Below are 13,074 nucleotides of genomic sequence, written 5' to 3'. Positions count from 1 at the left end.
CCTACGCCGACGCCTGGGGGGCACCGTGGCCTTGGGCCGTCGGTACCGTGCCGGTCGGCTTGCGTCACGCCGAAGGTTCTTACGTTGTACGGGTTTCATGAATCTCTCCCTGTTCAAGTGGCCTGTTTCCCACCATCCGAATTCGTACATTCGGTCTCTGTGGCGTGGTGTGCCCCCTTCGCCATGGCGGGGCATCCGTATGCCCTTCTCCGATGATCCGCTGGAGCGGTCGGGGTGGGATGTTCGAAGCGTTGCAGATCAGCATAGGAAGTTCAAAACTGCTTTCGTTAGGCGAACGTTAATGGGTGCCCCGCTCGCCATGCCATGCTTCTCCAGTGCCTGCCGGTAAAGCCAACGCGGTGCGAGGCCGCATGCGACTAGAGGTGATGATCATGGAATTTCGCGTCCTGGGCCCAGTGTTTGCTGTGGCAAATGAACAGTCGGCCCCGATGAAGCCGACGAAGACCCTCGAACTTCTCGCTGTTCTGCTAATGGCGCCTGGGTATCGTGCCTCGCACGCCACTATCGCCAACTTCTTATGGCCGGGCGAGGAGTCGAACGCGAATCGAATTCGCCAATATTCTCATCAGTTACGGATGGAAATCCCGGGCATCGTCCAGCCGAACGATCGGGGATTCTGCCGGATCCAGGTGGACCCACAGAGTGTCGACTACGTGCGCTTCCAAACCTTCCAGCGCCTCGCGAACGTCGCCGATGATCCCCGGCGCCGGCTCAGCGCGCTCCGGTCCGCACTCGGCGAGTGGCGGGGAACGGCTCTGGAGGGCATGGCTGGCGCGGGCTTCTCTCGGAAGAGAATCGAACTCACCACCGAATTACGGAACGTGACAATTGCCTGTGCACTGACCGAGCTCGAGTGCGGGGAAGCGCACGCCGCGTTGCAGCGGGCTGACTCGGCGATGGCCCATTGGCCGGACGACGAGACGTTGCTGGAAGCGCGGATGCGTGCCCTGCGCGCTCTCGGCAGGTCGGAACGAATCGAGCCGTTGCTTGCTCGCTGGGGGCGTCAATTCGCTCGGCCCACCATGCACCTGTTGCTGGCAGGAGAGACGGACACTTCTGCTCCTACCGCTGACAGTGCCGAACCTGTCCGAGTCCGCCAGATCCCCAGGCAGCTGCCCTCCCCACCCATCGGTTTGGTCGGCAGACAAGCTCAGCTCGACCGGATAGCGGAGACCCTTGCCGGCCGGACACCTGGCAGGAGCCGAGTCGCGGCGCTCACAGGCATGCCTGGTGTAGGAAAAACCTTCATCGCCATGGAGGCGGCCGCCCTGGCCGAACGGAGCTTCTCGGACGGAATTCTCTACGTCGACCTCGGTGGCTTTTCGTCAGGTGAACCGGAACGGCACGGCGCTGTCCTGGCCAGGTTCCTGAACGATCTCGGAGTACGTCCAGCGACTCCGACGATGGACGGCATGGTCTCCGCTTACCGAACTGCTCTCGCAGATCGCTCGCTGCTGCTGGTCCTGGACAACGCGCGCGACGAGGACCATGTCCGCCCGTTGCTTCCTGGCCCGGGGGCAAGCGCGGCGATCGTTACGAGCCGTCGTCAGTTGCACGGGCTGGCGATCCGTGAGGGTGCCGAGCTTGTCGACCTCGCTCCGCTGAACTCGCACGATGCCGTTGAGCTGCTGCGAATCCGGTTGGGCGAGGATCGGATGGGTGCGGCCGTCCCCTTCGTTGACGACTTGGTTGAACACTGTGGAGGCTTGCCCTTGGCGCTGGGGATCATGGCCGCGCGGATCAAAGAACGCCCGTCCCAGGCGCTGGCAGGCATGGTTCGCCAACTGCGGCAGGAGAGAACCCGGCTGCGTTCTCTCGACCTGGGCTCGGAGAGCCTGAGCGTCCGCCTGCAGCTGGAAACTTCCTACAAGTTGCTGCCGATACCGGCGGCGAACCTCCTCTGGCAGTTGACGGTCCATCCGGGGCCGACGATCAGCTGGGTGGCACTGCGCGCACTCGAAACTCACGGTATCGACAGCGTCAGCGACGCAGTCGACGAGCTGATGCGGATGAGCCTGGTGACTGAGCCGGTATTCGAGCGCTACTCCCTGCATGATCTCGTCCGCGTTTACACCGCTGAACTGTCGGACCGGCAGGACGAAGACGAGCGAGAGCGGGTCGTGGAGCGGGTGCTCCGCTTCCTGTTGCACAACGCCTGGGCGTGCGACCGGAGGCTGGATCCGGCCCGGCGACTGCCTATCGGCGAAGCCCCCGATGTCGAGGTGGTTACACCGACCCATGCGGCGGACGCGATGTCCTGGTTCGAGGCCGAGTACTCAACCCTCACGGCTGCCGTCGGTCTGGCGGAGAAGCGTGGGCTCGACCACTACACGTGGCTGCTCCCGATGGTCCTGGTGACTTTCCAATGGAGATCCGGGCGCCACCTGGACGCGCTCAAGTACCTGAACAGTGCGCTTGAGGCCGCAGGTCGGGAGGCCGGTCCGGCCGACGTGGCCATGGTGCACCGGATGCTTGCCGGCACCTACCGGAGCCTCGCGGACCTTCCGCGTGCCACGGGTGAACTACGACGCGCAGTGCGAGTGAGCGAGGACGACGGGGATGTCCTAGGCGCTGCCCTCGGGAGGCACATCCTGGGCGTTCTACTCCGTGAGAGCGGAGCCCCGGGTGAAGCGTTGGAGCATTTCATCGCTGCTCTGTCCGCCTTCGAGCAACTTGGTGACCTCCTCGGCCAAGGAGCCGCGCTGAACGGCATCGGAAGTGCCCGCTACGACCTCGGTGATTACGACGCGGCTCTGGAGTACTGCCGGCGTTCGCTGACGCTGTTGGAAAGAACGGACGATCTCAACGGCCTGGCGCATCTGCTGTTCAGCATGGGCCGAGTTCGGCTCGTATTGAGAGATCACGAGGCCGCCATTGCCGACTTCGAGCGCGCTCGTAATCTGTACCGCTCCTTGACCTACGGCAGTAGAGAGGCCCGGACGCTGGTCTGGATTGCGGCCGCCCTCCGCGGAGCCGGTCGGCCTCTGGAAGCCGAGGAGGCGATTCAGCAAGCCCAGGCACTATTACGAGAACTGGGTGAGAGCGACCTGGACGCGGCTGTCGAGCGTATGAGGTGCCTCCCGTGACGGCCGTTCGACAGGGTGCTGGCTCCGTCCCGGTTACGGCAACGATAAGCCAAGCCGGTAAGGGGTGGTCGGGTCCGGCCGGGTGGCCTTCGGGGAGGCGGGGCAGCGGGGGGTGGGCAGCATTGGCCGCAGGTAGTTCCGCAGCGCAGCCAGATCCGGGCGTTCCCCCGGGTCGATGGAGACCATGGCGAGCGCGAGGCTCTGAAGCGTATTGGACATATGGGCACGAAACCCGTTCGGGAAGGCTGGGGTGGTGGCATCTGGTGGGCCTTCCAGGCCGCTGTAAGGCAACTCGGCGCCGACCATGGCGAACAGCATGGTGCCGAGGGAGAAGACATCGACCTGCGGAGTCAGTAGTGCTTTATTGTCGTACTGCTCCGGAGGCGCATAACCCGGAGTGCCGCGAGGATCTGAGTTGATTTCCCCGATCGGCCCGGAAATGCCTACGTCTAGCAGTCTGACCTTCCCATTTGGCTGCATCATGGCATTCTTCGCGGAGACATCCCGATGTACGTAGCCCTCCTTATGTACGCCGTGCAGAATATCGCAGAGCTGCGCGACAACTGAGACCGCCGCAGCCGCTGGAACTGGATGGTGGTCGCTGATCCAGGACGCAATCGTATCGCCTTGGACCAGTTCCATCACAATGTACCGACCCCGGTGCCGCCCATAATAACCGTCTCCCAGTACCTCAGGAATTCCTGGTACATGCCGCATGAATGTGAGCCGTTCAAGCTCGTCTTCCAAAGCGAAGGCGGCAGAGGCATAGGTCTTCGTTGATTCGAAGGTGCGGGGGAATTGAGCTTTGACCGCCACTTCGCAACGGTCCAACTCGTCCCGGGCGACGAAGAGCTCACCCTCGCCGCCGTGGCCGAGCTTCCGCAGCACCCGGTAACGCCCATCGAGAAAAGTCCCGGGAAGCACTTCATTCGCTCCGTAGTCAAAAGAAGATCACCCAGCAGGTTCGACAACCTGTTCCGGGGCCTAGAGAAACGAGAGGATTATGACAGAGACCTGGCCACCCGACGGACTGATCGGGGGATCCACCACCGTCACCCTGCGGCTAAGCATGTTCGGCCCGGAGCGGTACCGGTGCCCGGCGTCCGACGTGCTGAAGGCACGCGGGATGCGGCCTCGCGTACGGCCCGCCTGGAAACCTGAGGTGCTGGATCCGTTCCCCAACGGCCCGTTCATGGCTGCGGCCGACGAGCTCGATCGGCCAGCGGACGAATCGTCGTCGAACCCGCCGAGCGGAGGTCGACAGCGTCCGCTGCACGATGGGGTGCGCCAATGGACCGAGCATGCGCTACTGATGTACCGGAAGGCTTTTCCCACCGACTCGGAACCGAATTCGGCCCTGCGCCTCGCTCCCAGCCCCTGGGTCTACAAGCATCAGCGAGCGGCCGGCGACGGTCAGGCCGCCGTGGAATACCGGATCACGGCTTGGGGTCGCTGCTTGGAATCCCCCGACGGTCGCCGGCGAGAGCTGCGCCTGCCGGTGGTCAAGCGCCTCCGTACGCGCAGCGACACAGAGCGCGCGCTAGCCGCCCTTGTCGCGGCCGAAGGGAACCCTGATCCACGACTGGAAGAAGTCAGGGTCGTTCAGTTCGCCTTGTCCGACGGTCACACGGCTCCGATCTTCGAAGGCAGCCGGGCCGAGGCACTGACCTTGTACCGGAAGGACGGGGCGCCCGCTGTCCGCGCTCTGCTCGGCAGCCAGGAATACCGCCCTGGTACCGCCTGCGTCTCGTGTGCTATCGCGCCAGTGTGCCCGACGCTTCCGAAGACCGCGGGCTTACTGGGGACGGCCGACCGAAGTCAGCCGCGGCGCAGTTGGTCCTCGACCACCGGGCGTGGCCACCAGAGTTGCCCGGCCCGCGGCTACCTGCGCGGTCTGCGGCTCCCGGCTGATGACACCGTGGAGCGGGGCGCCGCTGCCGAGCGTGGGCGGGCGTTGCACGCCTTCCTCGCCGAGCGGCACGACCGGCAGTCGCGCACGCCCTGCACACCTGAGATCCCGACGGACTGGGTGCCCGAGGGGTACCGGCTCCCCGATGAGGAGCGGCAGCTTGGTGCCGATCTGCTGCGGCACCATGCTGAGGTCTGCCCGCTGCACACGGCCGAACCGAAGTCGGAGATCCGGATCGAGCCCAGGATGGCCTTCGACGACACCGCAGCCGACCTGCTCGTCCTGGCGGAACCCGACCTGCTCTACAGAAGCGAGGGTTCGTGGGTCTGGCGGGAGACTAAAACTTCTGCCAGTGACCGGCCTCGCCGCGACCTCATGGCTGCCTACCCTCAGCTGGCCCTGGCCGTGAAGATCATTGGCAGCGGCGTACTTTCCGGCCCGCAGGCCCGGGGGCGGGTCGAACTGGAGCTGCTGCGCCCCGCCGGAGCCGATCTGCGCACCATCGATCCCTTCGCACCCGCGACCCTTGCCGTCGCCGAAGCGGTGCTGCGCGAACAGGTTGAAGGCTGGCATACGGAGACGCTGTTCGAGGCAGTGCCCGGCCCGGAGTGTGCCCACTGCGAGGTGGCGAGGTGGTGCTCGGTGCGGCAGTCGCAGCAAGTGGGCTCAGAGGAGGGCCAGTGACCGAGGACAGACAGGCCATTGCTCTGCTGGCCGCAGTGGCCCGTGGCGTGCTCGAACTGACCTCGATCAACCGGGCCGCGGCACTCCGGCTCCCTTACCCACCAGGAGTTCAACTTGTCTTGGATCAAATGGTGTTGTCGGGAATGACCCGCAGTCATCCGATTCCCGCCGGAGTACCGGACCTGATGCGTTGGTGTCGAGAACGAGGGCCGGAAGAATGGGTGCCAGGGTTACCGGACGAATTCCTGACCGTTGGCACCCGCCTGATTGACCCCGAGGCGGGTGAGCCTACGCGGACCTGCGTCGAGCTGGCCTCCCTCGGCCCGTACGGTGTGCCGGAGCGGGAAACCGAAACACTGCTCGCCGAACTCGCCGCTGCCTGCGGCACCGTGGAGCGATTCGTGGTGTGCCGAGACTTCCTCATCGACCGGCCGGTCATGCTCCGTCCTGATCCGATGCAGCTGATGCAGCCGGCCGTGGCTCAGGTCTGGAATCTGGTGAAGGGACTCTACGGTCCTGTGCCCGACCGCTTCTCGGACGCCGGGCTGGTGCACTGCTGTCGCGATTGTGGGCTGCTCGCCAAGTACGCCGCGGTCGGGCGCCCTTGGTGTGAGGGTGGCTGTTCATCCGGAGACCGTGAACTCGAAACGTCCCAGGATTCCCAGTCGGCCCTTGCTCTTCCCTTCGCGCTCCGGCTTTTCCTGGCACTTCCCGGGCGCACCGAGCAGACAGTCCGCTCCCGGCTCACAGATCAGGTCCAGCTGCTCCCACTGGGTCTGGGCGTCCATCGCGTCACCAGCCCGGACGGAACTCTCCGGGTCTTCCAGGTTTATGACCGAGAACAGCCGGGCCTGGCCGCTCTGCGGGCGGCGGAGGTCGCCACGCTGCTCGACGGACCCCTGGACATCGTGATGCCGGACGCCATGGCAGGGCGCCCCGGATGTCGCCGACGCTTCAACCTTGCCCTACCGGTGGGAGCTCAGGTGCGCCTTGTGGCCGCGAGCGATTTCACAACACCGGGACCAGCCCATCGATCGAGGGGGAACCGTGCGTAGTACTTCCCAGTCCCTGCGCGAGGTGGTCGTCCCACTGTCGGATGCCGCCCCGAAGATGAAGACTGCCCGGCTCGTCTCCTTGTGCGAGATCGAGGTGGGGCTCCTCCTCCAAGAGACATTCGCGGCAGAAGCGCCGGCAGAAGACGCCTGGACACTGTTCAGCGGGTACCCGTTCGCACGGGCTTGGCGAGCCGTCGATGCTGTTGGCGAGCGGACTCTCCGCACAGCCCGGCACACGGTGTGGACCTGGGGTCGGCGTAGGGCGTGGACCGAGGCACTCCAGGATTACCAACTGCTCGACCGGCAGCTCAGAGGCTATGAGGTCGCCGACCTGAGTCTTCCAGCCGTCCGTCGGCGTTCGCTATCGGTGGCGCCGGACCGCTGGGACGCCTACGAACGGTTGCTGCGCGAGGCACCTGCTTTCGCCGGACGGCCCATGGTGATCGCGGCGGCCGGGCGGCACACCTTCCCGATCGGACGGCATCAGGCCACCGTTCAGCTGCCCGAGTCAGCCCTTCCCTCACCGGTCGAACATGATTTCGCGACACTGCCGGCGAACGGCGGTAAGCCACTGTCCTTCCTGTGGGGCGACCTGCTGGAGACAGCGGCGTTCATGGATTCCGTGAAGTCCGAGAACTGGGCAGGGCGGCTTGGGGCGGTCCACCTCTTCACCCGCCAGGCGGACGAGTTCCGGTGCGCGGACCGCTTTGAGGTGCGACGGATCCAGCACCTGCTGGGCATCGTCGGCGCCGGTAAGAGCACCCTGCGAGACGTGCTGGCGGTGCACATGGCCCAGCAGGGCATGCGGGCGACCATCGTCGTCGGGGACGTCGCGGAACAGCTCAAGATGGTGGAGCGGTACAACACATACGTGCCCCGGTCTGCCGCGCCGGTTCTTGGTGCTTCGGGCCGCCAGCGGCACGCTGAGCGACTGCACCGGCGGTTGGCTGGCCGTGGCAGACGCAACCTGCTCGCGCACGACGATCCGGCGTTCGCATACCTGAGCACGTCCTGCGCTCTGAATGCACTCCGATACGCAGAGGGGCAGCTCGCCGACGATCTGCTGGGATTCGGGGAGGCGCCTTGCGCCCGATTGCAGAAGCCCAGCCGCCGCGATCCCGCCGGTGACCTCTGGGAACGGCGGCAGTTGGCCTGTCCTTTCTGGTCCGCCTGTCCCCGCCACCACGGAGCCCGAGAGCTGGTCGGCGCGGCCCTATGGGTTGCCACACCGTCCAGCCTGGTGGATTCCAAGGTGCCGCACCCGCAGAACCCGGAACGCGTCCGGTACCTCGAACTCGCCTGTCGGCGCAGTGACCTGGTGATCATCGATGAGGCGGACCGGGTCCAGATGCAGTTGGACCGGATGTTCGCGCCGGCCATCCCGCTGATCGGCGGTGGCTCCGACACACGGTCCTTCCTGCACGATGTCAACCAGCACCGTATCCGTGAGTTGGCCGGTGCCGGCGGGATCCAGTTGTCCGACCGCGACGTGGAGAACTGGTCGGCGGCCGTCAACACCACGCAGACCGCCGCCGACCGCCTGGTGGCCATGCTCGTCCGCGATGTGGAACTGCGGAACTGGGTCAGAACTGGGTACTTCAGCGCGTGGACGCTCCAACTCCGCTTGATGGAGGAGCGGTATCCGCTCCCGGAAGATCGTGAGGGGACGCCGGCCGAGGCATTGGGACCCGCGGTCGGACATCGGCACCGGGCTCCGCGGCTTCGACTCACCGAGATCCTCGACGCCTTCCGGGAGAATCCGTTCGGCGACCGGCAGCGATACACCGAGGATGGCGTGGAACTCACCGCCTTGCTGGGCGAACTCCTGCACACCAACCGGCGCGAAACAACCCGCGAGCGGCTGGAGGGGATGGTATGCCGCCTTTTCGCCCTCGATCCGCTGCTGGAGCCCACGGCCGAAGCCTCTGAGCAGTACGAGGAGCTGCGCCACCTCGCGGCCGCCGAGCGGCCCCGGCCGCCGCAGCCTCCTGGAAAGAGCCGCAAGAAGGCCAGGCGGCTGAAGAAGGAACCCCTTCCGGAGAACTCTGACGACTGGCTCAAGCTGCTCGTGACCCGCTTCGAGTTCACCATGCTCCTCAGCGCCCTGGAGCCCAGACTTGCCCTGATCAACGCCATGTGGCCGCGTGTCGCGTCAGCGCTCAACCTGGGTTTCAACGAGATGTACCGCAGGCCGCTCGACTACGGACCCATGGTGCCCGAGGCACCGATGGGCAATGTGATCGGCTTCCAGTTCCTGATGGACAGCCCGGATCACGGTGGAGTGCGCACCGGGGAACTGAGGTTCTTCCGGTGCAGCGGGGTCGGCCGGGAACTACTTCGGGAGATGCCCGACCTGCCGACGGTGGATGGTCGCCCCGGTACCAACGTCCTGTTGATGTCGGGTAGCAGTTGGGCAGGCAAGTCCAGCCGCTATCACATTCCGGTGGACATAGGCGTGATCATCGAGCCAGGCCCGGAGGACCTGGACCGGATCGCCGAACAGAGTCAGTTTCGCTTCGAGTTCATCCGCAGCGGCTGCGGATGCCGCGCGGGCTGTACCTGCGATGGACAGTACGAGGCGCAGCGACTCTCCGGCGAGCCACTAGATCAACGGCAGGAGATCCTGCGCCGGATGACCGTCGCCCTCGGCGACGAAGACGCCGGAATCAGCCGTCTCCGGGAGGAGTTACAGCGCCTTCCGGAGAGCCGCCGCCACATCCTGCTGCTCGTCGGCAGCTATGAGGAATCCAAAGTCGTGGCGGACACCCTGCACACCCTCAATAGGCGGTGGAAGGACAGGGTCCGCCGGCTGGTGTCGGACGACGATCTCGAGGCCGGCGTTTTGGGGGAGGGCGACGAGCACCACGCGCCCATCCTGCGCCGTGGCGACGTCGAGACGCTGGCCAGTACCCGCGCCGAGATCCTGGTGGCGCCGCTACTAGCTGTCGAGCGCGGACACAACATCCTCGACCTAGACCGCGAGCACGCCGCGATCGGGTCGATCTACTTCCTCGCCCGACCCAACCCGCGCCCCGACGACCTCGGCCTCGCGGTACACGCGATCAACGACTGGATTGTGCGGGCCATGAGGGGCGGGGCGTTCGACGAATGGGTACGAAGTGAGCCCAGCCTCGGTCTCGGTGCCCGCAAGGTCAGGGATCTCGCTCGATCTCAGTGGTACCGGGTGCTCGCCCGGAGCATGGCATGGAGTTCCCTCGGAGATGACCGGGAAGCGATCACCTGGGACCTGCTCGTACTGATCTGGCAGGTGATCGGCCGTTCCGTGCGTGGTGCGGTGCCTACCAGGGTCGCCTTTGTCGACGCCGCATTCTCCCCTCATCTGGCCGCTGGAGGGGCGTCCCAGGAACCGGACACTCCCAAGAGCAGCCTCCTGCACAGCATCCACTCCGTCCTTGAGCCCTACTTCACCCCCGGGGCCGACGTGCCTGCCGACGATCGTCACATCGTCCGGGCGCTCTACCGCCCGATGTGGACAGCCCTCGACCGCTGCCTCCATCCATCCCTCAATGAAAGGAACACCGCGTGTATCACCTGATCAGTACCACAGCCTATGAACCGGATGTGGACAGGGAACCCTGGGCTGAGCAGTACCGGGTCATCAGCTTCCCCGAAGAGTGGCGGGCCGAGTTCATGGATCTCTACCGGCGACGATGGCGCCGCCGGGAACAGCCGGCGGCCTTGCCGATCAGCAAGCTCAACGACCTACTCCGAGCCACCGCTCCGGGCCTGGTGGCCACGGGCAGGGGGGCCGGCAGCAACGCCGAGGTCCCGTGGTTCTATGCGTCCGAGGAGATGCCCGCGGAGCTGATCTCTCCGCTGCTGGCCTCCTGGGTGATGACCCTGCCGCCCGGCACCGATCCCGACCCTGAGCGCATGGCCGACCACCGGGCAGCCCTCGACCGGGCCCTTGCACTGATCGACGACCACACCCCGCAGTGGCGCACTGAGTCGGTGGACCTCACGGCTGCGGATCACTCTCCGGGCGGCACCGCCCAACCCGACCGCAGGCTCTATCAACTGCTGCCCGAGCGGATCGGTGCCAGGCTTGCCTCCTCCCCACTTCGCCTCAACGGCGTCGACCTGTCCTTCCGGCTGGTCACCCGCGACCAAGGAGTTGAGCTGGTCAGCTGGCCACCACGGTCGTACGCGAAGGGAAAACGCACATGGTTCTACTCAGGACTGGTGACCGTCACCGTTCAGACGGTGCCCTTCGCCCCACGGTTCCGCGTGCATGTCTCATACGGGACCCGTCGCTGGGCCACAGGATCGCCCGTATGGCTGCCGGAAGGGCATGGTGCGACCGTACTGCTCGACGCGCCGCTGCCGTGGCCAGGTGTCCACGGCCCGCGCCGACGGCTCACAGCCAATTCCCTTGCCTACGACCGCAGCCTCGGGATGCTCGCCTGGAGTCGGCAGAGTCTGGTCGGCCTGCTGCCCGAACTGGACGTGACGCGCGCCTACCCCAAGCCGTCTGATCTGGTTGCCGAACCGGTCGGGTGGATCGAAGGACAGAACGGGGTTGCGGCCGGCATCCTGCACAGCACCGCGATGGGGCGGCATGGTGTCGGCGCCGGGCTCATGCCGTTGGAACGCTCGCTGCTCGACCACTGGGTCGAGGAAGGCATCGGCCCCTTCCTGCGCCGGGTACCTGAGCTTGAACGCGTGCACCGGAAGTCCAAGCCCGTCCTGCTGCCCACCTCCCCGACTAAAGACCAGGCGGAGCAGGAGAAGCGGGCCCGGAACCGAATCCAAGCCCGCCGGGACGCGGTGCGCGCGACCCTCGACGGGCGTCCGCTGTTGGTGGACGTACTCTGGCAGACCGAGGAGACCCGGGACGCTTTGGTCGCGGCGCTTCGTGAGTGGCTGGGCCTCTCTGCCGGATCCTGCGGAGTGGATGGTGAACACGAGTGGCAGGACGGCGAACTGCGAGTCAGGTTGCGTACCCGTCCGCTCGGGACCCTGGGCGCCCCACTCGAGGTCATCCGGAAGTCCGGCCACAAACGAGCGCAGGCGCTCGCTCAGGCTGTACGGGAGCGCGCTGCACGGACGACTGGCCACTTCGTCCCCCCACCGGCCTCGGAAGGGCTGGTGATCGTGGAGACGCTCGGTCCCGAGCGCTTCCCAGTCCGGGACTCCGATCCCAAGTCTGCACTCCGGCTCGGTTGCGCCGTGGCCCGTCGAGTCAGCCAGTTCATCGTGGTTCCGGAAGACTCTGACGGGGCCGTGGCCCATCGTGCAAAGTCCGCCGTAGCCGACGGGATGCGCCAACTCGGTGCTGTGGTCCCGCCGGACCAACGGCTGGACGACAAGCTGGCGGATGGCCTTCAGTACCTGGCGCTCTGGTACGTCCGGTGCCAGGCAGACGGTCCGACCCGACAGGCGGGACAGCGCTTGGTTGCTCTCCGCATCCGGCCACGCGATCCTGTACATCCGGTGTGTGGCTGGGACGACACCCGCAAAAAGTGGCTCCCATACGCCCAACTATTGCTTGCCCTCGCTGCCGACGAGTTCACGTCGGACCACCCGACGCAGACCCGATCAGCCCGGGCCTTCTCCACCCAGGATGAGCGGCGTGACGAGGTCGAGCGCCAGGTCAGGTCACTGCTCTACCAAGTACGCGATCGGCCGACCCTGCTCCTGGTAAACAGCGGCAACCTACGCGGGGTATGGCCCGGCCTGAACAACGGACAACTGGTCAGGGACATGGTGACTTTGCACGGGGAACAGCTGACGCGGCTCGCGCTCTATGGGGGCGGCTTGCGTGCGGTGTTGATTCGGGACGCCAACAGTCGCGGCGAGACGCCCGAGTGGTATGCGCCCGGCGAGACCGACGAGGAGCCGCCAGGGTTCTCCGCTGGCCTCTGGGCCGCCCGCGAGGCGAGCCCGGACAACCGTGTGTTCGTCAGCACCGTCGGTAAACCGCCGACGGCAGGCACGGTGCGGCGCGACCTACGCAAACTGGTACCCGACAAGGACTGGCCCCACGGCCCTGCGGCTACGGCCTGGAATCCACAGGCATTGGAACTCACCGTGCTGGGATGTCTGTCGGAGGCAGCTCTGGCTGCGGAGGGAAGCCCCGGCGCGACGCCAGAACGACCCGCAGTAATTGCGGCAGCCGTCCACCAGCTGCGCTTCCACGACGAGTACCACCCGCTTGCCCGGCCGCTCCCGCTGCACCTGGCGAAACTCGCCGAGGAGTACTTCCTACCACTGGCTCCAGCCCCGGCAACCGAGCAGGTCGACGAATAGACGTTGCTGAGCCGGAGGTGCCGCGCTAGGGCCTGTTGCGAAAGTGGCG

At 66.0% G+C, this 13,074-nt stretch carries 6 protein-coding genes; 5 read left to right on the top strand and 1 reads right to left on the bottom strand.

The window, feature by feature from the left end:
* The first annotated feature begins 392 nt into the window (after positions 1-392).
* Positions 393-3,107, top strand: coding sequence for an AfsR/SARP family transcriptional regulator (locus OG627_RS16560; RefSeq protein ID WP_329065814.1), 2,715 nt, complete (start codon positions 393-395; stop codon positions 3,105-3,107).
* 33 nt (positions 3,108-3,140) lie between these two features.
* Here the strand turns inward: OG627_RS16560 and OG627_RS16555 are convergent, their stop codons facing one another.
* On the bottom strand, positions 3,141-4,031 hold the full coding sequence (locus OG627_RS16555; protein ID WP_266855379.1) for a serine/threonine protein kinase: 891 nt from the start codon (positions 4,029-4,031) through the stop codon (positions 3,141-3,143).
* Positions 4,032-4,110: 79 nt separating this feature from the next.
* Between OG627_RS16555 and OG627_RS16550 the strand changes: the two genes are divergently transcribed.
* Genes OG627_RS16550 through OG627_RS16535 form a run of 4 tightly spaced genes read left to right on the top strand, consistent with a single transcriptional unit; the run spans position 4,111 to position 13,025 of the window.
* Positions 4,111-5,700, top strand: a complete 1,590-nt coding sequence (locus tag OG627_RS16550) for a PD-(D/E)XK nuclease family protein (RefSeq protein WP_329065811.1) — start codon at positions 4,111-4,113, stop codon at positions 5,698-5,700.
* On the top strand, positions 5,697-6,755 hold the full coding sequence (locus OG627_RS16545) for a hypothetical protein (RefSeq protein WP_329065810.1): 1,059 nt from the start codon (positions 5,697-5,699) through the stop codon (positions 6,753-6,755). Before OG627_RS16550 ends, OG627_RS16545 begins: the two co-directional genes overlap by 4 nt.
* Positions 6,748-10,311 carry a hypothetical protein gene (locus tag OG627_RS16540; RefSeq protein ID WP_329065807.1) on the top strand — a complete coding sequence of 1,188 codons (3,564 nt, stop codon included), beginning with the start codon at positions 6,748-6,750 and terminating at the stop codon, positions 10,309-10,311. Before OG627_RS16545 ends, OG627_RS16540 begins: the two co-directional genes overlap by 8 nt.
* Entirely contained in the window at positions 10,299-13,025 is a 2,727-nt protein-coding gene (locus tag OG627_RS16535; RefSeq protein ID WP_329065806.1) for a pPIWI_RE module domain-containing protein, read from the top strand. The genes OG627_RS16540 and OG627_RS16535 overlap by 13 nt, the downstream gene beginning before the upstream one ends.
* The last annotated feature ends 49 nt before the right edge of the window (positions 13,026-13,074 follow it).

Origin of the sequence: Streptomyces sp. NBC_01429, from assembly GCF_036231945.1 — a bacterium.
GTDB lineage: Bacteria > Actinomycetota > Actinomycetes > Streptomycetales > Streptomycetaceae > Streptomyces.
This window is presented reverse-complemented; position numbering and strand designations above follow the sequence as displayed.